The sequence below is a fragment of the Oceanobacillus locisalsi genome (assembly GCF_042675985.1).
In the GTDB taxonomy this organism is placed as follows: Bacteria; Bacillota; Bacilli; order Bacillales; family Amphibacillaceae; genus Oceanobacillus; species Oceanobacillus locisalsi.
In genome coordinates this window covers 260,723-286,049 of record NZ_JBHTKK010000002.1, presented here as the reverse complement: position 1 = coordinate 286,049, position 25,327 = coordinate 260,723, and the positions used below count along the sequence as shown (strand labels likewise).

General features: G+C 39.7%; 26 protein-coding genes and 2 riboswitches. Of the genes, 15 read left to right on the top strand and 11 right to left on the bottom strand.

Translation table 11 applies throughout. The features are described from left to right. Positions 1-65: 65 nt before the first annotated feature. Positions 66-178: riboswitch (SAM riboswitch) on the bottom strand. A gap of 125 nt (positions 179-303) precedes the next feature. The 3 genes from ACFQ19_RS03510 to ACFQ19_RS03500 are packed head-to-tail and all read right to left on the bottom strand — an operon-like array spanning position 304 to position 3,374. Further along, entirely contained in the window at positions 304-1,314 is a 1,011-nt protein-coding gene (locus ACFQ19_RS03510; RefSeq protein ID WP_379590799.1) for an NAD(P)/FAD-dependent oxidoreductase, read from the bottom strand. A gap of 24 nt (positions 1,315-1,338) precedes the next feature. Beyond that, on the bottom strand, positions 1,339-2,361 hold the full coding sequence (locus tag ACFQ19_RS03505) for a FecCD family ABC transporter permease (protein ID WP_379590629.1): 1,023 nt from the start codon (positions 2,359-2,361) through the stop codon (positions 1,339-1,341). Further along, complete coding sequence (locus ACFQ19_RS03500; protein WP_379590628.1) at positions 2,358-3,374, bottom strand: FecCD family ABC transporter permease; 1,017 nt, start codon at positions 3,372-3,374, stop codon at positions 2,358-2,360. The genes ACFQ19_RS03505 and ACFQ19_RS03500 overlap by 4 nt, the downstream gene beginning before the upstream one ends. A gap of 141 nt (positions 3,375-3,515) precedes the next feature. Here ACFQ19_RS03500 and ACFQ19_RS03495 point away from each other — a divergent pair, with 141 nt between their 5' ends. The 7 genes from ACFQ19_RS03495 (at position 3,516) to ACFQ19_RS03465 (ending at position 10,436) form a co-directional block, all read left to right on the top strand. Next, positions 3,516-4,478: an iron-hydroxamate ABC transporter substrate-binding protein gene (locus ACFQ19_RS03495; RefSeq protein WP_379590627.1), complete on the top strand. Its 963-nt coding sequence runs from the start codon at positions 3,516-3,518 to the stop codon at positions 4,476-4,478. 235 nt (positions 4,479-4,713) lie between these two features. Further along, a complete protein-coding gene (locus tag ACFQ19_RS03490) occupies positions 4,714-5,556 on the top strand; it encodes an ABC transporter ATP-binding protein (RefSeq protein WP_379590626.1) in 843 nt (280 codons plus the stop codon). 497 nt (positions 5,557-6,053) lie between these two features. After that, positions 6,054-7,643 (top strand): Vga family ABC-F type ribosomal protection protein, encoded by a 1,590-nt coding sequence (locus tag ACFQ19_RS03485; RefSeq protein WP_379590625.1) that lies wholly within the window; start codon positions 6,054-6,056, stop codon positions 7,641-7,643. 77 nt (positions 7,644-7,720) lie between these two features. After that, on the top strand, positions 7,721-8,464 hold the full coding sequence (locus ACFQ19_RS03480; protein WP_379590623.1) for an ABC transporter ATP-binding protein: 744 nt from the start codon (positions 7,721-7,723) through the stop codon (positions 8,462-8,464). Next, on the top strand, positions 8,461-9,228 hold the full coding sequence (locus tag ACFQ19_RS03475) for an ABC transporter permease (protein ID WP_379590622.1): 768 nt from the start codon (positions 8,461-8,463) through the stop codon (positions 9,226-9,228). Before ACFQ19_RS03480 ends, ACFQ19_RS03475 begins: the two co-directional genes overlap by 4 nt. 130 nt (positions 9,229-9,358) lie before the next feature. Continuing rightward, on the top strand, positions 9,359-9,793 hold the full coding sequence (locus ACFQ19_RS03470) for a MarR family winged helix-turn-helix transcriptional regulator (protein ID WP_379590621.1): 435 nt from the start codon (positions 9,359-9,361) through the stop codon (positions 9,791-9,793). Between the two features lie 43 nt (positions 9,794-9,836). Continuing rightward, a complete protein-coding gene (locus tag ACFQ19_RS03465; RefSeq protein ID WP_379590619.1) occupies positions 9,837-10,436 on the top strand; it encodes an alpha/beta hydrolase in 600 nt (199 codons plus the stop codon). A 105-nt stretch (positions 10,437-10,541) separates the two neighbouring features. On the opposite strand, the gene ACFQ19_RS03460 is transcribed toward ACFQ19_RS03465, so the two are convergent. The 3 genes from ACFQ19_RS03460 to ACFQ19_RS03450 all read right to left on the bottom strand — a co-directional run bounded on the left by ACFQ19_RS03460 (position 10,542) and on the right by ACFQ19_RS03450 (position 12,816). Further along, positions 10,542-10,778, bottom strand: coding sequence for a DUF3953 domain-containing protein (locus ACFQ19_RS03460; RefSeq protein ID WP_379590618.1), 237 nt, complete (start codon positions 10,776-10,778; stop codon positions 10,542-10,544). A gap of 135 nt (positions 10,779-10,913) precedes the next feature. Next, a complete protein-coding gene (locus ACFQ19_RS03455; protein WP_379590617.1) occupies positions 10,914-11,864 on the bottom strand; it encodes a calcium/sodium antiporter in 951 nt (316 codons plus the stop codon). A 100-nt stretch (positions 11,865-11,964) separates the two neighbouring features. Then, entirely contained in the window at positions 11,965-12,816 is an 852-nt protein-coding gene (locus ACFQ19_RS03450; protein WP_379590616.1) for a VOC family protein, read from the bottom strand. A gap of 277 nt (positions 12,817-13,093) precedes the next feature. Next, positions 13,094-13,138: riboswitch (PreQ1 riboswitch) on the top strand. Positions 13,139-13,148: 10 nt separating this feature from the next. Here ACFQ19_RS03450 and ACFQ19_RS03445 point away from each other — a divergent pair. Together ACFQ19_RS03445 and ACFQ19_RS03440 are read left to right on the top strand one after the other, a co-directional pair. After that, entirely contained in the window at positions 13,149-13,631 is a 483-nt protein-coding gene (locus ACFQ19_RS03445; protein ID WP_379590615.1) for a QueT transporter family protein, read from the top strand. Positions 13,632-13,760: 129 nt separating this feature from the next. Beyond that, positions 13,761-14,528 carry a DUF3891 family protein gene (locus ACFQ19_RS03440; RefSeq protein ID WP_379590614.1) on the top strand — a complete coding sequence of 256 codons (768 nt, stop codon included), beginning with the start codon at positions 13,761-13,763 and terminating at the stop codon, positions 14,526-14,528. A gap of 129 nt (positions 14,529-14,657) precedes the next feature. Here the strand turns inward: ACFQ19_RS03440 and metA are convergent, their stop codons facing one another. Next, positions 14,658-15,572: a homoserine O-acetyltransferase MetA gene (metA, locus tag ACFQ19_RS03435; protein WP_379590613.1), complete on the bottom strand. Its 915-nt coding sequence runs from the start codon at positions 15,570-15,572 to the stop codon at positions 14,658-14,660. Positions 15,573-15,843: 271 nt separating this feature from the next. Here metA and ACFQ19_RS03430 point away from each other — a divergent pair, with 271 nt between their 5' ends. Beyond that, positions 15,844-17,442 (top strand): catalase, encoded by a 1,599-nt coding sequence (locus ACFQ19_RS03430; protein WP_379590611.1) that lies wholly within the window; start codon positions 15,844-15,846, stop codon positions 17,440-17,442. 49 nt (positions 17,443-17,491) lie between these two features. Here the strand turns inward: ACFQ19_RS03430 and ACFQ19_RS03425 are convergent, their stop codons facing one another. After that, the gene (locus ACFQ19_RS03425; RefSeq protein ID WP_379590609.1) at positions 17,492-17,986 is read right to left on the bottom strand and encodes an SRPBCC family protein; all 495 of its coding nucleotides are present in this window, start codon (positions 17,984-17,986) and stop codon (positions 17,492-17,494) included. 47 nt (positions 17,987-18,033) lie between these two features. Then, positions 18,034-18,801, bottom strand: a complete 768-nt coding sequence (gene aroD / locus ACFQ19_RS03420; RefSeq protein WP_379590608.1) for a type I 3-dehydroquinate dehydratase — start codon at positions 18,799-18,801, stop codon at positions 18,034-18,036. 321 nt (positions 18,802-19,122) lie between these two features. Between aroD and ACFQ19_RS03415 the strand changes: the two genes are divergently transcribed. From ACFQ19_RS03415 to ACFQ19_RS03395, 5 genes are read left to right on the top strand one after another with little or no spacing between them, the layout of a single operon-like run. Beyond that, positions 19,123-20,001 carry an ATP-binding cassette domain-containing protein gene (locus ACFQ19_RS03415; RefSeq protein WP_379590607.1) on the top strand — a complete coding sequence of 293 codons (879 nt, stop codon included), beginning with the start codon at positions 19,123-19,125 and terminating at the stop codon, positions 19,999-20,001. Continuing rightward, complete coding sequence (locus ACFQ19_RS03410) at positions 19,998-20,660, top strand: hypothetical protein (protein WP_379590606.1); 663 nt, start codon at positions 19,998-20,000, stop codon at positions 20,658-20,660. Before ACFQ19_RS03415 ends, ACFQ19_RS03410 begins: the two co-directional genes overlap by 4 nt. Before the next feature lie 30 nt (positions 20,661-20,690). Beyond that, entirely contained in the window at positions 20,691-21,068 is a 378-nt protein-coding gene (locus ACFQ19_RS03405) for a GntR family transcriptional regulator (protein ID WP_379590605.1), read from the top strand. Then, entirely contained in the window at positions 21,065-21,946 is an 882-nt protein-coding gene (locus tag ACFQ19_RS03400; protein ID WP_379590604.1) for an ATP-binding cassette domain-containing protein, read from the top strand. The genes ACFQ19_RS03405 and ACFQ19_RS03400 overlap by 4 nt, the downstream gene beginning before the upstream one ends. Further along, entirely contained in the window at positions 21,943-22,650 is a 708-nt protein-coding gene (locus ACFQ19_RS03395) for a hypothetical protein (RefSeq protein WP_379590603.1), read from the top strand. Before ACFQ19_RS03400 ends, ACFQ19_RS03395 begins: the two co-directional genes overlap by 4 nt. A 72-nt stretch (positions 22,651-22,722) precedes the next feature. On the opposite strand, the gene ACFQ19_RS03390 is transcribed toward ACFQ19_RS03395, so the two are convergent. Together ACFQ19_RS03390 and ACFQ19_RS03385 are read right to left on the bottom strand one after the other, a co-directional pair. After that, entirely contained in the window at positions 22,723-24,456 is a 1,734-nt protein-coding gene (locus tag ACFQ19_RS03390) for an ABC transporter ATP-binding protein (protein WP_379590602.1), read from the bottom strand. Further along, positions 24,457-25,269: a MerR family transcriptional regulator gene (locus ACFQ19_RS03385; protein ID WP_379590601.1), complete on the bottom strand. Its 813-nt coding sequence runs from the start codon at positions 25,267-25,269 to the stop codon at positions 24,457-24,459. Positions 25,270-25,327: the final 58 nt, after the last annotated feature.

Sequence of the window (25,327 nt, the reverse complement as noted above, 5' to 3'; positions counted from 1 at the left end):
AAATCTTATGTTATAAACCTATTAAAAACAGCCTCTTCCACAAGAAAAAGGCTGTTTTTACATTCGCCTTATCTCCCAAAATAAACATGTCTTATTTTGCAGGAATTGGCACCTTTTCTTTTCATAAAGAGGTTGCCGGACGTCATTGGGCCTGTCCCTCAGTCGCTCTGGATAAGTATATATGATAAGATTTTAAAGTTACTTCAATGTGGAAATTGTATAGGCGCTTGCCTGTTTTGTCAATATATGAAAGCAAGAGAAGTTTCCTGCTTATTCCCCTTTTCAACTACTATGCGTCCTAAGCTATTCTTCGTCGGTAAATCCAGCATAATTCGTAGAGAATAAATGCTGCACAGGGTCTTCCGGATCAGCAATTTTTTTCGCATGATTAGCAGCAATTGGTCCTTCATTAAAAGCCCCGGCAATTAACCCAAGCTTATCTGGGTAATGGGCAATATCCCCAATAGCAAAAACACCTTCCACAGATGTTTGCATACTGGAATCAACGGCAATCATACCATCTATCATTTCCAACCCCCACGAGGTGATCGGTTCCAGATTGATTTGAAATCCATGGTTAACAACTAATCGGTCGATCTCTAGCGCTTGCTCCTTTGTTTCATCCTCTAAGTGAGAAAGTACTACCTTTTCGACCTGTCCATCCGTTCCATACAATGCTTTTATTTCATAAGGCGTCATGACATTGACTTCGGAGTTTTTTAACTTGGTCACACTGCTTTCCAATCCTTTAAACTGATTGCGGCGATGAATGAGCGTAACACTTTTGGCTATATTTTCAAGCTCCAGCGCCCAATCCACCGCACTGTTGCCCCCGCCGGAAATAAGCACATGCTGGTCATAATAATCCGCCAGCTTTCTGACTGTATAATGCAAACTCTTCTCTTCATAATAGACTGCTTCCGGATGATCCAGCTTTACGGAATGCAATGTTCCAAAACCGGTTGCCAGTATAACTGTTTTCGAATAATGGATATTGCCGTTGCTGCTCAGGAGCTGAAAATGGCCATTATCCATTCGCTCCATATCTACAACCTGTTCGCCTAAAACCACTTCCGGATCAAATGTCATCGCTTGTTCCACGAGCTGATCCGTTACTTCTTCCCCGGTAGCTTGTGCAATTCCTCCAATATCACGAATCACTTTCTCTGGATAAAAGTAAGGTACTTTCCCGCCAAGATAAGGAAGGTATTCAATAATCTTTGTCTTCATCTCCCGCATGCCACTATAGAAAGCAGCAAATAACCCGGCTGGACCTCCGCCGATAATCGTGACATCATATATTTCCTCATTCATCATTCTCCGAGCTCCTTTCTATTATTAATTGGTTTTCATCAACAGATAAACAAAATAAGGTGCGCTCACAATGGAAACAACAATCCCTACCGGTATCGTTGTCGGCGCTAGAATATTACTTCCAACCATATCTGCAGTTACTAGAATAAACGCTCCCAGCAAAGCAGATATCGGAATCACATAATGATGCAGCGGGCCGACCAGTTTACGGACAATATGTGGAACAACCAATCCTAAGAAGGCAATCGCTCCCCCTGCCGCTACAGAAGCACCAGCTAATGCAACAGCAATTAATAACAAGAGCCCCCGCTCTTTTTCTACATATGTCCCCAGACCGGAAGCAACATCATCTCCTAAATGGAAGACGTTTAAGCTTCTTGCTTTTTGAATCGCAATTGGAATCAGTATCAGCATCCATGGCAATAAAGCAAAAACAAAATTCCAGCTTTCATTCCAAATCTCTCCTGATAACCAAATGGTTACCTGTCGATAATTTTGCGGATCCATTCGCAGTTGTAAAATTGTCATAAGCGCACTAAATGCTGCATTCACTCCAATTCCGACCAAAACAAGACGAATTGGTGTTACGCCTCTTTTCCAGGCAATGGTATAAATCAAAACAGCCGCCGTAAATGCTCCTATTAAAGCAACAAAAGGAAGCATATAGTTGTTTAATGCGCTGTCTGCCGGAATCGTTCCCTGAAAGAAATAAAGGAATAAAACAATCGCAAAACCTGCACCTGAATTAATACCTAAAATTCCCGGATCTGCAAGTCCATTCTGCGTGATTCCCTGCAGAATCGTTCCAGAAACAGCCAGACCTGTTCCAATTAATAGAGCCAAAATAATTCCAGGCATCCGAAAGTTGAACAATACCAGTTCCTGCCTGTCTGACCCCTGTCCCATCAGTGTTTGTATTACTTCTTTCGGGGAAATAGAAATAGCTCCTAAATTTAAACTGACAAAGGAAATTATAATCATTCCGATAATAAGGATGCCAATAATTATCCAAAACCGAAGCCGCTTTTGCTTCTCTACCGTGTTCATTTTTTATCACCCCCGCTGCCTCTGGCTAAATAGAGGAAAAATGGCACTCCGATAATGGATGTAATAGAGCCCACAGGTGTTTCAAATGGGGCATTAATCAGCCGCGCAATAAGATCTGCATTCACTAATAATAAGGCTCCAAGCACTGCAGAAGTCGGTATAATCCAACGATAATCTGTTCCGACAATAAACCGGGTTATATGCGGAATAATCAGTCCCACAAATCCGACAGCACCGGCAACAGAAACAGCAGCACCAGTTAATATTAAAACAACAACGATGCCAGTAATTTTAATCAGTGTATTATTCTGTCCCAGTCCGGTAGATAAATCATCACCTAAACTAAGGACGGTAATGGATTTCGCAATAAACAATGCCAAAATCACCCCGATTACTCCGGCGAAAAGGAGAAGGCTTATAGACTCCCAGGTTGCACCATCTAATCCGCCGGCCAGCCAAAAGCCCATATCTTTTTCCAACTGAAAATGCAGCGAAAGAATGGAAGAAATAGAACGTAATAACGTCCCAATAGCAACACCGGCCAGCGCCAATTTAATAGGTGTCAATCCGCTGCTGGAAAAAGAGCCGACCAGAAATACCAAGGTTACTGCTATACCTGCTCCGAGGAAAGTAGCAAACATTAAGCCGACACTGGAAGCTGCCGGATAAAATGCTAATATAATTACCAGCATAAATGCAGCGCCGTCTGTTACGCCCATGATGGATGGAGACGCCAGCGGATTACGTGTCATTCCTTGCATCACTGCTCCAGACATAGCTAAAAATGCTCCGACGAATACTGCAGCCAATGCCCGCGGAATGCGCAGTTCCCAAATAACCTGATGCGCCTGCTCTCCTTCACTGAAATGAAAAATTGCCTGCCACACCGTATGTAAATCAACATTTGTTGCACCATAAGAGATAGACATGCCAATCGAAAAAAGAACAAGACTAACTCCAAGGATATTTATCAACCCTTTTGTTATTCGCGAAGAACGTGAAAAAAATTTCATGACTTGTATACTCCTAAGTTTTCTTTTAAAATACCAAATACTATAGTAACACTTTCGAATAAAATAGCATATTGACTTTCTAATTGAAAGTGATTATCATTATCGATAGATGTTTATTATAACATAAAAGGAGAAAAAGCGATGTACACATTCACGCAAAAAAAATACTTATTTATGTTCCTGTTTATAGCTTTATTATTTCTTGGCGCTTGCGGCAGTGATGATGACAGCAGTTCAGATGATTCAAATACATCCGGAGAGAACGACGAATCTTCCGAAATTACCGTTGATTCCGATATGGGAGAAGTGACTGTTCCTGCAAACCCGGAAAAAATCGTTGCTCCCTACAATGAAGATACATTAATCGCACTCGGCGAGACACCTGTTGCAAAATGGGCAATCGGCGAAAGTATTCAGGATTATTTAGAAGAAGACTTGGCAGATATAGAAACCATTGAATGGACGCTGCCGCTGGAACAAGTTCTAAGCATCGAACCGGATTTGATTATTCTGGATCACACGCTGGATAATTATGAAGGCTCTTATGACGATTATGCAGCAATTGCCCCGACCTATGTATTATCCGAAGAAGAGACAGGTGATTGGAAAGTACGCTTACAGAAATTCGGAGAAATTCTTGGAAAAGAAGATAAAGCGGAACAAACCTTAGCAGATTATGATGAAAAAGTGAATCAGGCCAAAGAAGAACTTGATGAAACATTAGGTGACGAAAGCGTCGCAATGATGTGGGTTACTGGCGGGGAATACTTCTTATTTGAAGAAAATCGTCACACTGCAAACATGATTTACAATGAAATGGATGTGGAAGTTCCCGGAATTGTAGAAGAACTTGGACAAGGTGGAGAAGCTTGGAACCCTATTTCCTTAGAGAAGCTTTCGGAAATGGATGCAGATCATTTGATTATTTTAGGAAATGAAGATGACGAAGGAATTCAGGCATTGGAAAACAGCAACGTCTGGAATAATACCGATGTAGTGCAAAATGATCAGGTATACTACTTGGAAGATGAAAGTAACTGGACCAACAACGGTTTCGTAGCATCAGAACAAACAATCGAAATGTTTGTTGATTTATTTAAATAACACCTTTTTAAAGACACAAGGCAGTGGATGCAGCTTTGTGTCTTTTTATACGTTGTTCTGTTCAAATTATTGTTGATTTTGCAATATAAAACCGTATAACTGCAATGCTGCCAATTTTGAAACATCTCCTTCTTCTCTAATTGAAAACGATTATCATTGACTATTAGCTGATGGAGGACTAGAATAAAAGTAGTATTCTATACGCACCTTTTTTAGGCTGGGGAGGCGTTTTACATTGGACTCATTAACAGCAAATAACTTAACACTCGGTTTTGGCGACCGGATAATTATAGATGAATTAGATATTTCTATTCCTAAAGGAGAAATCACTGTATTTATCGGCCCAAACGGCTGTGGAAAATCAACACTTTTACGTTCTTTGGCACGTTTATTAAAGCCAAAGCAAGGCTCTGTTGTATTAAACGGGCAAAACATTTCTAAAATGCGGACCAAAGACGTTGCACAGAATTTAGCTATTTTGCCGCAAGCACCAGCAAACCCAGAGGGACTAACAGTTTATGAGCTGGTCAAGCAAGGCAGACACCCTTATCGGAAAATGATGAAGCAATGGTCCGAAGAAGATGAAGAAGCTGTACAGAAAGCATTAAAAGATACCAATATGGCTGACCTCAAGGATCAATCTGTCGACTCCCTTTCAGGCGGGCAGCGGCAACGCGCCTGGATTGCGTTGACTCTGGCTCAGGATACAGAAATTATTCTTCTGGATGAGCCGACAACTTACCTTGATTTAATGCACCAAATTGATGTACTGGATCTTCTGTTTGAATTAAACGAAAAAGACGGTCGTACCATTATTATGGTATTGCATGACTTAAATCTGGCAAGCCGCTATGCAGATCATATTATTGCGATTAAAGATAAAAAAGTATATGCGCAAGGAAAGCCGGAAGAAACAATATCAGCAGAACTTGTTTCCGCCGTCTTCCGCATGAACTGCAATATCGCCCGCGATCCCATCTTCGGAACGCCTATGTGTATTCCGCACGGGCGGGGAAACTGTTTGATTCAAGATGCAATGCAGGAAAATCCGTTGCACCAGTCACCAAAAGCATTGTAGTATATATACAGAAAAACCGGACAATGTTTACTTTTTCTGCCAACAGAATAAAACGTTCCCGGTTTTTTCTTTGCAATGGTGAATATACATCTTATTGAAAAATTCGAAAGGTTAATCTGCCTTTTAATGACAAACGCTGTTTTTTCCGTTATACTATAACCAACAATTATCGAAAGGGTGAACAAAAAGAACATGAAGTATTAATCCTGTTTTTTCTAAAGATTGAATTCCATAAAAGCACAACAACAGCTATATAGCTGTACTATTTGGCATGCTTTTATCGAACGATTTCAGAACAGGATTAGCCTTTATGTTTTTTGACATCCGCGTGAAATAAGTATTATGATACGTGTTCCCAAAGAAACCGCTCCGTATCTTTGGGAACATTCTCGTATATATTTGTTTCTACCCAGGCGACTCCTGTTCTGATTAAAGAATAGGGGTTTTTTATTTGGTTAACCTCCCTATTCACTCTATATAATCAGGGAGATGATTTTATGACGATTATAGAAGCGCATCACATGAAGCATAGTATTAAGGAAAAAACTTTATTTTCCATCGAACATCTGGCTATGCAAGCAAAAGACCGAATTGGTTTAGTCGGAAAAAATGGTTCAGGAAAAACAACATTGCTTCACCTGCTTGCCGGGAACATGCAGCCAGAACAAGGAACGATTCAAATAGACACGACTGTCGCCTTATTACCGCAGTTAAAAGAGAAAAGAGAGCAAAAAAGCGGCGGCGAAGTAACACAGGCTTATCTTGTGGAGGCCTTAAAGAAACAAGCTGGTCTGCTCCTTGCCGACGAACCGACAACCAATCTGGACACAGCTCATATAGAATGGCTCGAAAAACAACTTTCCCATTGGCAAGGAGCATTTATTATTGTTTCCCATGACAGACATTTCTTAGATGCATTGTGTGAGCAAATTTGGGAAATAGATGAAGAAAGCCTCCATATCTATACAGGTAATTATTCAGCCTACCGTGAACAAAAGGATAAAGCAATCGAAAAACAACGCCAGGATTATCTGCATTATCAACAGAAAAAAGAACAGCTTGAACGCGCTATTGAGAAAAAAGAACAGAAAGCGCAGCGAGCAACGAAAACACCTAAGGGGAAGATCGGCTCGCCAGAAGAAAATCTTAAAGGAGCGAAGCCCTACTTTGCTAAAAAACAAAAAAAGATGCAGAAAACATCCAAAGCTTTGGAAACAAGGTTAGAGAACCTGGAAAAAGTGGAAAAGGTGAAAGAAACACCTCCTGTGAAAATGGCACTCCCCCACCAGGACCGCTTACAACAAAAAATAATTTTACGGATAGAAGACGTAGAAGGCAAGGTTCCAGGAAAACAATTATGGGAAAAAGCCAACTTGCATATAAAAGGTGGTGATAAGGTCGGTATCATCGGCCCGAATGGCGCAGGAAAAACAACCTTTGTTCAAAAAATAATGCAGGGAGAAGCTGGTATCACTTTAAATCCGTCTGTAAAAATTGGTTATTTTAAACAAGATTTATCTACATTGGATCCGGAAAAATCGATTCTTGAAAATGTCAAGGAAACCTCTAAGCAGGATGAAACACTCATCCGGACTGTCTTAGCCAGACTGCATTTCTATCGTGATGATGTGTTTAAACCTGTTCACGTACTAAGCGGCGGAGAACGCGTCAAAGTAGCTTTTGCAAAGCTTTTCGTCAGTGATATCAATATGTTGATCCTCGATGAGCCGACCAATTATCTGGACATTGAGGCTGTGGAAGCATTAGAAGGTTTGCTGCAGAGTTATGAAGGTACGGTTTTATTAGTATCCCATGACCGGCAGTTTATAGAAAATATCGCTGCCAAGATAATTGAAATAAATAATCAAGAACTTACTTTCTTCCACGGAACGATACAACAGTTTCATGAAGAACCGGCGGAAAAAGAAGCACAATCCGATTCTACGGAACAGCAGTTAATGATAATTGAAACAAAAATAACAGAAACCTTAAGCAAACTCAGCATGGAGCCCTCGGATGAATTAGATCAAGAATTTCAAAAGCTGCTCCAGCAAAAGCGGGTTCTATTAAATCAACAGCAAGAATGATAAAATAAGGTTTGTCAGCAGGAGAGCTGCTCTCTCCTGCTGTTCCTGTTAACAACATCTAAGAAAGGAATCTGATTATGCAACAAGCAACAGAACAAACCGATAAATCAGCTATGGAACTCGATCATGTCAGTTATTCAGATGAAGGTTTAGATATTATTAAAGATGTTTCCGGCTTTCTTCCCAACGGAAAGATCACCACATTCATCGGGCCTTCTGGGGCTGGAAAAACAACGATATTCCGCTTATTAAACGGATTGATTTCTCCAAACAAAGGTGATATCCGTCTTTTTGGAGAAAGTATTCAAGCAATAAAACCGACTGCATTACGGCGCACGGTCGGCATAGCTCTGCAAGATGCAACGATGCTGCATGGCACCGTTTATAAAAATCTGGCTATGCCTAAAACCCTTCAAAACCAGGAATTAGCAAAGGAAGAAGCGGAACATTTATTAACACAAGTAGGATTAGATGCTTCTTTCCTCTATCGGGACATCACTGATTTATCAAGCGGTCAGCGGCAAAAAGTATCGATTGCACGTACACTTGTCAATCGACCGAAAATATTGTTGCTGGATGAAATCACCTCTTCCCTGGATCGTGTATCTACAGCTGATATTGAACATTTAATCCAGAATATTAATCAACAGTTTACAGTAACGATTGCTTGGATTACTCATAATTTAGAACAAGCTTTACATATCGGTGATTATACATGGATTATGATGAACGGTGAACTGATTGAGGCAGGAGAGACAGAAGTATTGAAAAACTCAACGAACCCTCGTGTACAAGAATTTGTGAAGGGGGAATGGCAATGAGTTATCTGACGCTCGCCTTATCGCTTATTTTTGTCCTTATTCCCTTGCTGCTTTCCAAAACATTACATCTCGGCTTAGAAAAAGATACCATCATCGCAACTGTTCGCTCGATTATCCAGCTCATCGCTGTCGGGTTTATTTTAACCTTTGTATTTGAATCGGAAAGTTATCTTTTTATTACCCTTATGATTGCTCTCATGATTGGAGCAGCAACACATAATGCCCAGAAAAAAGGCGTGTCAATTAAAGGGATTATATGGAAACTCATTTTAACATTTGTTTTCATTGAAGTATTGACGCAAGGTATTCTGTTAGGGTTTCAAATTACACCGCCAACTGCACAATATATTATTCCTATCAGCGGGATGGTAGTCGGCAATTCCATGGTGCTCTCCATTCTTTTTCTGAACCGTTTCACAGCAGAAATGCAAACGCAGAAAAAAGAAACAGAGCTCCTGCTTTCTTTAGGAGGAACGCCAAAGCAAGCTGTCCATATGCCATTGATTCAGTCTATTAAAGCAAGTTTGATTCCTACCATTGAAAGTCAAAAAACAATTGGTCTCGTTCAACTGCCAGGAATGATGAGCGGCCAGATTATTGCTGGAGCTAACCCAATACAAGCAGTTCAATTCCAGCTGTTGATTCTCTTTCTTTTATTGACAACAGCTGCTATTACAAGTATTATGCTTGGTTTTCTCTCCTATCCTTCCCTCTTCAATGAGCGGATGCAACTGATAAAAACCAAGATGGACGAAGAGAACTAAGGTTACCGGATAACACATGGATAGACCTTTCCCGTCACATTGACAAAATAAATATAATTCATTATTATTTAATTAAATATACTTTAATTAAAATGTTTTTTCATATATATCGATAGAAAGGGTGAGAATGTTGGCTGAAAATGTATCATTGAAATCCTTTGTCATTACCATGAAAGCTTCTCGAGCTTTGGAAGAAGTCACTAAAAAAGATATCAAAAAGCATGGTATGCGCACATCTGATTTCGCTATTTTAGAAGTTTTGTATCATAAAGGCAGACAGACTATCCGGGACATTTCGGAATCTGTATTAATCAGTACCGGGTCGATAACCTATGTAATTGATAAATTGGAGAAAAAAGAACTGCTGGCCCGGGTCAATTGCTCAGATGACCGCAGAGTAGTTTATTTAGAAATTACGGATAAGGGAAAAGAAATCATGGATGATATTTTCCCAAAACATCAGCAGGTGATCGAAGAACTGTTTCAAGGTATTTCCGAAAAGGATAAACAGACCGTTATTGACGTATTAAAAACAGTTGGCCATCGAGCTGCAGAAAAAGAATAGACGGTAACAAAAAACATTTCATTGTAAAGAAAGGATGAAACCCATGAAATATATCTACGAAGAAAAAGGCGGTCCAAATAGTCCTACCCTGCTCCTCCTGCATGGGACAGGCGGAACAGAGAGTGATTTATTACCTTTAGCAGATCTTATTGATCCTGATGCCAATGTTTTAAGTGTGCGCGGAAACGTATCAGAAAATGGTATGCTGCGTTTTTTCCAGCGCTTGGAAGAAGGCGTGTTTGACGAAGAAGATTTAATCAAACGAACAGAAGAATTACATGCATTTCTGGATGAAGCTAGTCAGGAAAACGGTTTTGACCGAAAACAAGTAACGGCTGTCGGTTATTCCAACGGCGCAAACATTGCTGCCAGCTTGTTATTCCATTATAAAGATTCACTGCAAAAAGCCATTCTCCATCACCCGATGGTTCCTCGCAAAGGGATTGAACTTCCTGATTTAACAGGCACAGACGTATTTATTGGAGCTGGAGATAATGATCCAATGTGTCCGCCGGAAGAGGCAAAAGAGTTACAGCAATTACTCACAAACGCCGGTGCTGCAGTGGATATCCATTGGGAAAGTAATGGGCACCAGCTCACGATGACGGAAGTAAAAGCTGCAGCAAATTGGTATGCTCAGTAAGAAAAAAGTTGTGTTTTTAACAGCATGTAGATGAGATTATTATCAAAATAAAAGAGAGAGGGGAGCGCCTCTCTTTTATTTTCTCTTATAAATATGTTATATCTATTAATGAAATAAGAACCCCTGTACGGAAACATAAAACACAAACAGAGAAGCAATAATGCAAATATATCCCCAGAAATCCTTTTTAGATTGTTGAATACTTATTCCTCCTGTAATCACTATGACAACACCCAATAGAAATAAGTAATAAGGAGCAAGTCCAAAATTTTGGGTTATCATACTATATCCTGCCAACACAATAATAACTATTGATAAGAGGATTCTTCCTTTTTGTACCATCGTTCCTCCTAAATCCTTCTTTGTATTTTTTATAGCTGTTTTACATTCCATTCTATATAACCTTATACCTTTACTTTAAAAACTCGATAAACAAGTTTGAAAACGTATCAAAAGATACAGTCCTTCTAGGATTTTTTAATTTCTCATAATAATATAAACCATATAGATGACATACATAAGGAAAAGAATGAATCCTTCCTTGCGCCCGATCCGAAAACCTGTCCTTGAAAAAATAAGTAATAAAATCGTCAATACAATCATAATCCAGATATCTGTAAAAATAACAGGATTAATCGACAATGGGGAAATTAATGAAGTGGTACCCAAAACAAATAGTATATTAAAGATACAACTGCCAACCACGTTCCCCATGGCAATCTCACTTTCTTTTTTCAACGCTGCAGATATCGATGTAACCAGTTCCGGGAGTGATGTTCCGACAGCAACAATAGTCAGGCCGACTAAAGCCTCGCTCATCCCCCATGCCAGCGCAATTTCTGTTGCATTATTTACAACAAACTGGCCGCCTATAATAATGGCTGCAACACCAATCACCGTAATAAGCGTGCTTTTCCCCCACTTTACATTCGAATCTCCAATGGGTTTCGTTTCTTTCCTGCTTTTTAAACCTACCTCGATAATATAGTACATAAAAATAGACAGAAACAAGATGAATATAAACCCGTCACTTCTGCTAAGTATATTTTCTGCAGATCCTTGTAATGTCACGTCTCCAGCCAATGCTATTAAAGCTAAGGAAGCCAGTAATGTAAAAGGAATCTGCTTCACAATCATTTCATTTTTCACCTGAAGCGGAAAGATAACCGCTGCAATACCTACAACCATCGTTATATTAAAAATATTACTTCCGACGACATTCCCGACCGACACATCTGCCGTTCCCTGGATTGCCGCAATAAGACTGACTGTCACTTCCGGCGCACTGGTTCCCAAAGCAACAATGGTTAATCCGATTAATACCGGGGGAACACGCAACAGTCTGGATATATTAGCAGAACCGTCTACAAACCAGTCCGCTCCTTTTACTAATAAAATAAACCCTACAATTAATAAAATATATTCCATAAAAATACTCCCTATCTTTTCCTGCTCTTGTGTTTATATTCTACCGTAATTGTATTTGTCTATCCACTATTTACAGGCAGCTGATTTTTTCTTTACGGAATCAGTTAAAAGATAGAACGATTTGGTTTCCTGCAGGGTCCTTCACCATATCTTCATTAACCGAATAACCCAAAGCTTCGAGCCTTTGCTTTGCTTTTTCTGTTTCTTCTTTGGTTGGATAAGCTATCGTAAAAACATGCAGCCCTGTTTCATTGGAATCAGGAATTGGCGCATCTGTCCCATTCCATGTATTAATAGCAACATGATGATGATACCCTCTATCGGACAAAAAAGAAGCCCCTGAAAAAGCCATTACCTCTTGAAAGCCTAATCCTTCTATATAGAATTCCTTTGCTTCCCGCAAATTATTCACATGTAAATGAATATGTCCAATAAGCGTTTTTTCAGGCATCTTATTCCAATCCGCTGTTACTGATTCCAAAAGTCCATCTGCATCCAGCGGGTCTGTGCTCATCTGCACGAACTCTCCCGACCAATTCCAGGTACTAGATAAGCGGTCGCTTGCTACTTCGATTCCATTGCCATCCGGGTCAGAAAAATAGAGCGCTTCACTAACTAAATGATCAGCAGCCCCCAGCTGCAACGTGTATGCTCTGCCAGCTTGCAGCAAATGTTTTAAGAAATTTGCTAAATCAATTCTTGACGGAAGAAGGATAGCAACATGATAAAGGCCTGTTGTTCTTCGTTGTTTTGCCACCACATTTTCCGGCTGTTCCAGTGTGATCAAAGCTTTTTTTCCATCCGCTGAAAACATTGCTTTATGCGCTGTTCTCTCCATCACTTGAAAACCTAGGAAGTCTTGATAAAAAGCAATGGATCGCTGCAGATCAGTTACTTGCATCGTTATATCTGATACATGCATGGCCTGTGTTTCAAAAAATTTATTTTCCATCTTTCAGTCATCCCCTTTTTGGACTGTTTATTGTAGTGTAGCTAACTGTAGCCTGCCACCTCAAAAGCAGAGGTAAGTTGAATATTCTAAGCAGGAGACAGAACACTGTAATAATCTGATTCACTCCATTAATATTAACTAAAAATAACAAACTTACTTTATGTAATTAATTGTAACCGACGAATGATAATTGGTCAAAACTTCTTATTTGGATATTGCTTTGCACCTGAGCAACATCTGTTGTTTTCCTTCTTTAATCCTGATATGATACTCTATGCATAACGTGGTTCGTAACCATCCCACGATAAAAAACTAGGAGGAAAAAACAGAATATGAATATCAAGACACTTGTGGTGAATGGCATTATTGCAGCATTATATGTGGCCGTATCTTTATTGGTATCGCCAGTTGCATTTGGGGCGATTCAATTTCGAATATCTGAGATGTTCAACCATTTAATTATCTTTGATAAACGTTATTTTTTCGGGATTACAATTGGTGTATTTGCTTCTAATTTATTTTCTATGGCAGGCGGCCTGGACCTCGTTTTCGGGACAGCACACACTGCTATATCTTTAGGCATTATCATTTTCTTGAAAAAATATATTAAAAACACATTATTGCTATTCTTTCTGAATACATTGGTTTTCAGTTTTAATATGTTTATCATTGCCTTTATGTTGAATATTGCTGTACAGCTGCCATTTTTATTTACTTGGCTCACAACTGCAGCCAGTGAATTTATTGTATTACTGATAGGTATCCCTATTTTTTATGCTTTATATAAACGGATCCACTTTGATAAAATGATATAAAGTAAAAAAAGACGATGGATAAGAGTCATCGTCTTTTTTTTACAATGGAAAGACGCATTTTATCATTGCATATAGACCAAACCTGTGAAGCAATTACAAACGACCATTATGGCGGGAGGAAGGCTTTAGATGATTATCCGAGACCAAGGGGAACATTTTATATTCATATCGCAAGTGGATCATGCTCTATTATCAGGAGAAATGTTGGAACAGTTAGCCCCTGTTTACTTTGAGCATACGCCTTATAAAGATGCCGTTATCTACGCCGCTTATCAGCATGATTCCGGATGGGAAGCATTTGACCGTCAGCCTTTTTGGAATGATCAGGCAAATCAGCCGTATTCCTTTATGGATTTCCCGGTAATTCCCAAAACGGTATTATACACGCATGGAATCAATATGGTCCAGGAACAGAACAACTATGCGGCTTTGCTCTGCAGTGAACATTATAAACAGTTCCTGACAGAAGTAACTGCGGAGGAAGCAAAAACATTCGTTCAGCAAGAAGCAGCGCGGCAGGAATGGCTGATCAGCATGATGAAAGATTTTGACAAGGAGCAGTTTGCGGCGGATTATGCGCTTTTACAATTTTCTGATACCCTGTCTCTGTTTGTATGTTTGAATGAAGCTGGAGCTGCAGATGAAGACCTTCATCCATTTTTCAGAAAAGGATTAGCTGTATCAAACAACGCTTCTGCATTGCCATCTGCTTTTTCTATCAGCTGGGCAGATACGGAGACAGTTACTATGGATCCTTTCCCTTTTTCATCCGCGTTCGCTATCGTTCTGAAATATAAACGCATACCGAAAACAAACATCCAACAACAGGGTCTAATTGATGCTTATGAACAAGCTTCTGTTTTATCAAAAACGATATGGATCAAACCCGCAACATAACTGGTGGCGGCGTTTAGTAAATAATAAGGGCAGGATGATTCCTGGCCTTATTTTTCCATTAAAAAGGTCCGGACTGATCCGAACCCCTTCCATGCATATCGCAGTAATACACCGCAATTTCTTCTATTTTTATTCTCCTCCCCACACATACGGGGTTTCCTGATACACATAATAGTTCAACCAATTCGAAAACAGCAGACTCGAATGGCTTTTCCACCGATGCTTCGGACGCCTGTCCGGATCATTATCCGGATAATAATTTTCCGGTATTTCCGTATTCACACCGCGGGCATGATCCCTTTCATACTCTTCTTTCAATGTCGATGCTGTATATTCTAAATGCCCCGTTGCCATGATATGCTTTCCGTCCTTGGAAGCAAGCAAGAATACGCCGGCTTTTTCAGACTCCGCAACCAGCTGCAAATCCGGATGGTTCTTAATTTCTTCTGCTGACACCGTTGTGTAGCGGGAATGCGGTGCTAGAAATACTTCATCAAACCCTCTCACCAGCCGTTCTTTTGGTGTCAACACGTCATGCTCAAAGATGCCAAAACATTTTTTCGAAAGCGGGTGCTTATCAATGCCATAATGATGATATAAAGCTGCCTGTGCCCCCCAACAAATATGGAGCGTAGAGGTCACATGGTCATTTGTCCAATCCATAATTTCTTGCAATTCTTCCCAATAATCAACATCAGCAAAGTCTAGATGTTCGACGGGAGAACCTGTAATAATCATGCCATCAAAGGTTTTATCCCGCACTTCTTCAAACGTCTTATAAAAGGTATCCAGATGGTTCTTGCTGGTTGTCTTTGATTCATGCGAAGCCATCCTTAAAAAAGAAATCCGAACTTGCAGCGGTGTATTCCCTAAATATCGTAACAGTTGTGTTTCTGCTTTTTGTTTTTCCGGCATTAAATTAAGAATAAGAATACTAAGCGGACGGATTTCCTGTGAAGCAGCACGCTGTTCATCCATCACAAAGATATTCTCTTCTTCTAAAATCTCTTTTGCCGGTAACTCTCTAGGAATTTTAATTGGCATGGTTGCTACCTCCACTTTTTATTTGTAAAACTTCATTATTTTTTAAATATTATTTATCACTTTCTTCTATCTAATTTAACTTTTCCAAAAAATGAGTTTATCCCTATTTTAAACGCTTGTTAGAAAAGGTCAACCTTTCCATCCATATTTCCAGAGAAATAATACATTTCTTTTTCCTGCTTCTTTGAGAAATTCACTAAAAACCGGTTAATTTCATCTGAATTGGCTATCCTAATAAGAAGAAATCTACAAAAGAAACGAGGATAAACACATGTCTGAAAAAGAAAAATCCACCAATCAAACCAACATTGAAAATGATAAAACCTTAACGACCCGCCAAGGTCATCCTGTAACCAACAATCAAAATATCCGTACTGTCAGTAATCGTGGCCCCGCAACGTTGGAGAACTATGATTTCATTGAAAAAATAAGTCATTTTGACCGTGAAAAAGTACCGGAACGGATTGTTCATGCCCGCGGTGCCGGAGCGCACGGGTATTTTGAAACCTATGGAACCGTTGGAGATGACCCTGCTTCTAAATATACGAGAGCAAAAGTTTTTCAGGATAAAGGAAAACAGACACCTGTATTTGTCCGCTTCTCAACCGTGGTTCATGGCACCCATTCTCCGGAAACGGTCCGCGATCCGCGCGGTTTTGCGGTGAAATTTTACACAGAAGATGGCAACTGGGATCTTGTCGGCAACAACATAAAGATTTTCTTTATTCGTGATGCGATGAAATTTCCGGATATGATTCATGCTTTCCGCCCGGATCCAGTCACGAACATTCAAGATTCTGAGCGCTTCTTTGATTTTTGTGCCAACTCGCCGGAATCTTTTCATATGGTGACGTTTATTTATTCGCCATGGGGAATTCCTGCAAATTACCGTATGATGCAGGGTTCTGGAGTAAATACCTACAAATGGGTCAATCAAGATGGAGAAGCTGTTCTTGTGAAGTATCATTGGGAGCCGAAACAAGGGATTAAAAATTTAACCATGAAAGAAGCTACAGAAATTCAAGGCGAGAATTTCAACCATGCGACACAAGATTTATATGATGCCATTGAAAACGACGATTACCCGGAATGGGAATTACTGGTACAGATCATGTCAGACGATGATCACCCGGAGCTTGATTTTGATCCGTTAGATGATACCAAACTGTGGCCGGAGGATAAATTTCCATGGCTGCCGGTCGGTAAAATGGTATTAAATCAAAATCCAGAGAATTATTTTACAGAAGTAGAGCAGGCATCATTCGGTACCGGTGTGTTAGTTGACGGGCTGGATTTTTCAGACGATAAAATGCTGCAGGGCCGTACCTTCTCTTACTCCGATACACAGCGTTATCGTGTCGGTGCCAACTACTTGCAAGTACCGATTAATGCAGCAAAAAAACGGGTGGCAACCAATCAAGAAGGCGGACAATTACGTCAGCAAAACGATAAAGCACCCGGCCAGAACCCACATGTCAATTACGAGCCGTCTGTACTTGGCGGTCTGGAAGAGGCAAAGCAGACTGGAAAAGAGTATACCCCTCATGCAGAAGGAAACCTTGTACGCGAATCCATTGAACGCAATGATAATACCAAACAAGCCGGCGAAACCTTCCGTCAGTTTGAAGACTGGGAAAAAGATGAATTACTGTCTAATCTGATTGGCGATTTATCAACCTGTGACAAGAAAATTCAAGATAAGATGATTGCATTAGCAGAAGAAGCGGATGAAGAATATGGACGCCGCCTGCGAGAAGGATTAGAGCAGACGAAAAAGCACGGCACCAGCCAGAATCCGTTAGGCGCATCGGATGCCGAACAGGCTCCAAAGCGCGCGGAAGAGCTAGGACATGATGCAGATCCATATTAATAGACAACAACAGTGCCTACGAAAGCATCAGCTTTTGAGGCACTGTTTTTTATTTATCTTCACTTAAAAAAGGAGCGGCTTGTTTCTTGTATGCTTCATAATGTGTTTTCCATGACTCTTTTGGGAAATCCATTGGTTTTCCTTCTAAGACTGCTTGAAACATATCTAAGCAGATATACCATCCTGCTAAATCTTTGGGAACATGATTACTCATCGCTGGAATATATTCTTTTAATATAAGCTTACACCCTTCTTCTACAGGTTCCAATTCAAACCGGACAGATCCATCTCCCCATTCAAATTGCCAATAAGAATAGGCTTGAAAATCTAAAATGGAAATACTGAAAGAGCTCCCTATCCCATCATTCATATGGAATGTCATCGTTCCGTTTTTACGCAAGTCTACCACTTCTAAATTCGGCATCCACTGCTGTAATTTATCATTTTGTGTAAGAACAGACCACACTTCTTCTATCGTCTTTTCCCATTGACGTTCATATGTTGCTATATATCCATTCGCTGCTTTTTCTAACGTTGCTGACATTTATTTTCCTCCTGCAATTATCATGCGTTTTATTAAAAAAACTCGTATCAAGCTCCTGTTGATTTATCCAGCACATCCAGTACTTGCCGCATTTCCCCGACAGGAATTTGCCCCGGGGCAGAAGCTTTTTCTCCTGCTCCAAAAGTTAATGCAGAACCAAATACCTGACCGGATAATCGGGTAATCACTCCGAGCGGACCCATCGACATTGTAATCATTGGCTTTGTTGTTATTTTTTGCATTTCATTGGTTGCAGAGAGCAACACTAACACATCATCTATCTCCTTTGGCATGACAGCTATTTTTAATACATCACCGCCAAGCTCATCTGCTTGCTTTAAACGTTGCACTATTTCTGCTTGGGGAGGTGTTTTTTGAAAATCGTGATTGGAAATGATTATGTATGTATTGCGTTGATGTGCTGCAGAAAGTAGATGATGTACTGTTTCCTCTCCTTGATAGAGTTCAACATCCACTAAATCTACCAGCCCAGTCTCGATAACAAATTGATTCAGGGACACATAATCTGCTTTGGAAAGTTCCTTCTCTCCCCCCTCTTGATGACTCCGAAAGGTAAAAATAAGCGGAATTCCTTTTAAAACAGCTGTGAGATCTTTTAGAACTTGCTCTACGACTAAATGATCTTCTACTTCCGCAAACATATCCGCACGCCATTCTACAACTTCTGCCCCCTCCTGTTGACAGCGTCCAGCTTCTTCAATAAGAGCTTCTTTTGTTGCAGCAGTTAAAGGGATACAAATACACGGTTTCCCCTCTCCTATCGTTACGTTTTTAACGTTTAATGCTTCTGTCATCATATACATCCTCCATTCTTTATCAAATTTAAATAGCAACTCGCTTTTTCCATCCGTGTCCTTTGCCCATCCCACAAGTTTCTTGCAGTGTTTCGCTTATTATCTTTTTAACTTACTTTCTAATATATCATACGTTTCAAATAAATCTCTTTGTAAATTTTATATTTTCGTAAAAAGTCATGTTTCCTTTAATCACAGTCTATTTTCAGAAATCTCTCTATGTTTATTGACAATTCACCTTTATACTGATATGGTTATATACATAACTATATAACCATATCAGTATAAGTTTTCAATATTTATTTAAAAAGGAGAATGTATATGCCTTATTCCATTGAAGTCCGTAATTTAACGGTACATTATAAGAAGTTTAAAGCGTTAGAAGACATAACCTTCTCTCTTTCTCCGGGTAAAATTCACGGCATATTAGGGAGAAATGGTGTCGGGAAAACCACTTTATTAATGTACCTTGCTTCTTTTCACAAAGTAAAACACGGAACGATTGTTATTGATGGGGAAGACCCATTTGAAAATGACCGGATTTTGCAGGGAACTTCTTTTATTTACGATAAAGATAACACCTATGATTACGATAAGATTAATAAGATCATAAAAAACATGATTTATTTCCGTCCGAATTTTGATGAAACCTATGCAAGAACATTAGCGGAAAAGTTTCACATTCCGATGGATAAAAGTGCGGATCAATTATCCAAAGGACAATACTCGGCGTTACTAGTCACTCTTGGTCTGGCAAGCAGAACACCGCTTACGATTTTTGATGAAGCTTATCTGGGCATGGATGCGCCTGCCAGAGAGTTATTTTATAAAGAAATTCTATTAGAGCAGGAAAGACATCCACGTACCATTTTGTTTTCTACACACCTTGTTTCAGAAATGGAGTATCTCTTTGATGAAGTGCTTATAATCGATAACGGGAAGGTTCTGTTACAGGATACAAGTGAGCATCTTCTTGAAAAAGGTTCCTCTGTCACCGGTCCCAAAGAAGATGTCGATTCATTTACGGAAACATTGGAAGTGATTCATGAGAAAACGCTCGGCGGAACAAAATCCGTTATGGTCTATGGAGAATTGACGGAACAAAAACAGCATGAGGCAGCTGGGCTTGGGTTAGAAATAGGCACATTATCCTTGAATAATTTATTTATTCATTTAACAAAGGAAGGTGGCAAAGCATGAAACAAACTCAATTAGGCAGATCTTTATTCGCAGAACAGATGAAATGGGCGGCTTGGTTTTACGGCATTATGATTATTTTGACATTTGCAATTATCCTAGCAAATCATTGGGGAATCTTGGATAACCTTGATGTTAGCAGTACAACATCGAATGTGTTTTTGTTAATTATCGGTTTGCTTTATTCTTATGGGTTCTTAGACTACTACTTTAAGTTGGGTATTTCCCGTAAAAAGTTTTTTAAAGCTTCTTTATTCGCATCCGTTTTGCTTTCTGTTATATTAGCTTTTGCTATGAGTCTCATGATTGGTTTATTTGAGACAGTCGCTCCAGCTTTAGGTTTTGTTGTTCCATGGACAGATTTATTGATAAGCAGCGGGGTATTACCTTTTATACAAAGTATAGTTGATTACTCTATCAGCCATTTTTTCTATCTTTTAATCGGCTGGTTCATAGGAATTGGTTTTTATCGTTTCCGCTGGAAAATTGGATTATTGTTTATTTTGATTTCTTCTCCGTTTATCGGGATGGCAGAATTTTTACAGGACCATATTTGGATTGAGTCAACGATTATCGTATTCTACGCCATATTCTTAGTCATGATTGTTATTTTAATTGGCTTTATCTACCATTTGACCAAAAACGCACCTATTCGATTATAAAAATCTGCCAGAAAGGAGGCCAAACGCATCATGTCCACACAATTTCGAAGTGATAAACCTATTTTTGTGCAAGTCCGGGAACAGATTGAAGACCAGATTGTTAATGAGCAGCTCAAGGAAGGAGAACAAGCCCCTTCTACCAATCAGCTGGTTCAATTTTATAAAATTAATCACGCCACCATTTCCAAAGGCGTTACACAGCTTGTAGATGAGGGCATTTTATATAAAAAGCGAGGTGTCGGCATGTTTGTCGCAGAAGGAGCAAAACAAAAACTCGTTGAAAAACGAAAACAAGACTTTATGGAAGATTACGTTATCGACTTAGTCCAAGAAGCAGAGAAGCTTCGTATCACAGAGGATGAAATCATTGATTTAATTAAAAAAGCAAGAAAGGGGGATAACGCATGAGTTATGCCATTGAAGCTTCAAATGTCCGTGTGCAATATAAAGATTTCACCGCTATCGATCAGGTCAGTTTTCAGCTCACACCTGGAAAAATTCATGGTTTATTAGGAAGAAATGGAGCAGGAAAAACAACGTTGCTCTCTGTTTTGGCCGCTTTTCGGAAAGCAGATGCAGGGAGTCTTACTATTGACGGGGAAGACCCTTTTGAAAATCCAAGAATAATGCAAGATACCATCTTTATTTTCGACCAACACAAAGATTTGGAATACAGCTATGACAAAGTTGGTGAAACATTGAAAGAAATGGCTTATTTTCGTCCACATTACGACGAATCCTATGCTCTCCATCTAGCTGAAAAGTTCAAACTTCCTTTAAATAAAAAAGTGAATCAGCTGTCGAAAGGAAAAAAGTCAGCATTTCAAGCTATTATTGGTTTAGCATCTAGAACGTCCTTAACGATTTTTGATGAAGTGTATTTAGGCATGGATGCGCCGACAAGGGAATTGTTTTATAACGAAATGTTAAATGATCAAGAGGAGCATCCAAGAACCATTATCTTTTCGACCCATCTTGTTTCGGAAACAGATTATCTGTTTGATGAGGTGCTGATCATTCATCAAGGAAACGTACTGTTGCAAGATACGAATGAACAGGTTATTTCCAAAGGATTCTCTATTACAGGTTCATCGGAGCAGGTGGACGATTTTACGAAAGCATTAGAGGTTTTAAACAGCCAGGTACTTGGCGGCACAAAATCCGTTATGGTATATGGCGAACTAACGGAACAGCAAAGAAATGCTGCCAATCAAGTTGGACTCGAAATTGGGCCGCTCTCGCTGCATGATTTATTTGTGCACTTAACGAAGGGGGAAGAAGAATGAATTCTATTATCTTAACACCTAAAAAAATCGGAACCTTCTTGTTTATGGAACAAGCGAAATGGACGATATGGTTTCTTTCCTTTATGTTTGTCATTTACATTGTCGTCGTAAGTTTGGCTTCTGGTCCACACTCCAGCTTTGTAGATTTAGCAAACTTCACCAACGGTTCATCATCTATTTATATGTTCGTTCTTGGTATTCTTACCACGTCTTCCTTCTTTTATTACTATATGCTGCAAGGCGTTACCAGAAAAAATTTCTTTTTCGGCACACTGATAGCTTCAGTCTTACTAGCAATTACAATAACTGTCATCTTGATATTGTTAGCTTTCATTCTCCAATTTATATCTGGTTGGGCAGGATGGAATATACAAGCTCCAGAGGTTGATTTCACGAGTAGCCTTTCTGCCTTTTTTTATACTTTAAGCAGCTTTTCCATTGTGCATCTTATTTACTATTTAATTGGCTGGATGATAGGGTTGACTTTTTATCGTTCGGGCTGGCTCTATGGCCTTTTATCCATTGTGCTCAGCCTCTTCATTTTAGCAATAACAGGAATTCTTATGGAGATAACACTTTTCTCTTTCTTCTCCCATGTCTTTTATTTACCAACCTTTGTTACCATCCCGTTAAGTCTTGTATTAGTTGTCGCTCTTTACGGAATGAATTATCGATTAATTAGAGATATAACAGTAAAAGTGTGATTTTACTGCTGCTCCACTAAAAAATGGAAGAAAAGGGCAGAACATATGAAATAGATATGCTCTGCCCTTTTTCTACGTCAACTGCTGCTCTGCAAAAGAACGGTACAATTCATGTGACTCCAATAGTTCCTGATGCGTTCCTTTTCCAGTGATTTCCCCATTTTCAATAAAGATAATCTGATCTGCATCGATAATCGTCGCCAAACGATGCGCAATCACAAATGTCGTTCTTCCTTCCATTAATCGCTGTAATGCTTTTTGTACCACTTGCTCCGATTGACTGTCGAGACTAGCCGTTGCCTCATCCAGTAATAAAATCTTTGGATCACGCAAGAAAGCTCTGGCAATATTAATACGCTGCCGCTGTCCACCTGATAATTTCGTACCGCGCTCGCCGACTTGCGTGTCCATACCATTTGGCAGCTCTTGAATAAACTGAGCAGCATAAGCCATTTCTGCTACTTCCCAAAGTTTTTCAGCCGCAATTGCTTCTGCATTTTCTAAGCCATATGTTAAATTATCCCGAATCGTTCCCGACATCATCGAGCTCTCCTGTGATACATACCCCAGTTGAGACCGCCAAGAGTCAAGAGCAATATCCTGAATCGGTTCGCTGCCAAGCAAGATAACACCTTCATCAGGCTTATAGTAACGTTCAATTAACCCAAATACTGTACTTTTGCCTCCCCCGCTTGGCCCTGCGAAGGCAATCATTTCCCCTGGTGATGCCGAAAATGAAATGTTATTTAAGACCTGTTCGCCTGCTTCATAAGAAAAGCTGACTTCTTTAAACGCCAATGGAAGCTCGCTAATTTGTTTTACAGAACCAGGTAATACCTCTTCCTCTTCTTCCTGTAAAATTTCCGAGATTCGTTCGGTCGCTCCTTTTGCCTTTTGCAATTCCGTGAAAAACATTGCAAAGGTAGTGAGCGGCATAACAATTTGGAATAAATACAACAGAAAAGCAACAAGCGACCCTGTCGTCATCGTCCCCTGCTCTACGCGAATACCGCCGTAGCCAATAATCATCACAATGACAAGCATCACAATCATGTACATAAACGGGGCAATAACCGAGAAAATCTTCGCCTCTTTCAAACCTGTTCGCAATAGCTTAAAAATCCCTCGCAAGCCCCGCTTCTCTTCCTGTTGTTCTGCGGTAGAAGATTTCATCAGTTTGATTTCGCTGACCGTCTGCTGGATTTCTCCCTGGAAATTCGCTGTCTGATCTTGGAGACTGCGCGAAACTTTTGCCATCTTTCTTCCAAGCGGTAACATCACAATTAGCGTGACTGGGACAGCAATAAACATGATTAATGTCATTTTCCAGTCCATGAAAAGCAAAATGATAACTGCCCCTATAATGGAAATCAGACCAGAAATAAATTGCGGGAAGTGCTGGGAAACCAAATCTTTTACGATTCCCGTATCATTAATCACACGACTGACAGATTCCCCGCTTGGCTGCTTTTGAAAATAAGGAACCGGCAAGCGAATCAACTTTTTCCACAAAATTTCCCGAAGTCGCGCCACCACCTTTTGCCCTACATAAGCCAGAGCATAAGCGGATAATCCATCTATCAGCGCATGCACAATAAAGACACCGACAATAATGACAATAAAACGCCAATCTAAATCAGCAAGGGAAAATCCGTCTACAAGCTCCCTTGTCAGCAGCGGAATCGTAAGCCCGACCAAGGTAGTCAAGATACTTCCTATTAATCCTAATATTAAAACAAGCTTTGGTATCCTTGTTGATAATAATAACTTGATAAAATTACTAGATGATTGTTTTGATGTTTCCATTTAATCTTCTCCTTCTTCCTTATCCCATAATGGACTCATATAATCTAGTGTTACTTGCTCGAGCCATGCTTCTTCCTCTTCCGTAATCGGCGTAGGGATAAGACGCTCAACTTCTCGAATATAGGCCTCCAGCTGTTTTTCGCTCTCTCTGTCTTCCATATCTAAAGAAAAAATATCGGGCAATTCTTCTAAAGAATCTTTTTCAAATATCGCTAAGATTAAATGATAAAAGTCCTCCAGCATTTGTTTCACCTCTGGATGATCTGCCGACTTCCCGCAATATTTCTTAACCCGTTTATAGAATGTCAGTATTCCTTGTTCAAAAAGCATCTTCTCCTTCACAGTCTGCGGAAACATTTTCTTCATAATGTCTTCTTTAATGATTCCTTTTGACAGTTCCTGCTGCTTCTTTTCGTTTTGCATATTAGCCAGCAAACTGACAAGTACAGCTTGATCGACTTCCTTTTCATTTTCTAAAAGATGGACCGTCCGCTGGATAGCTTCCAAAGCAATATCAATCTGTTCTTTATCCTTGATTAATTTTGATTCTTGCAGTTTTAACGTATCGATAAAACTCAAATCAAACGTATTCAGCTGCATATAATCCTTGATGTCATCTAAGCTCATTCCTAAAAACTTCATCGTTAAAATTTTATGCAGCTGAATCATATCTTCTTTTTCATACACTCGATGTCCCGTATCTTCATCCCGTTTTGGTTTTAATATATTTTTCTCATCATAATAATGCAGTGTTCGTACAGATACGTTTGTCGCTTTCGCAAATTCGCTGATTGAGAACATTTCATTTTTCATTTTCGCTCCAATCCCCTCTCAATGGATACTTTTATCATATCACTTCACGTTACGTTAG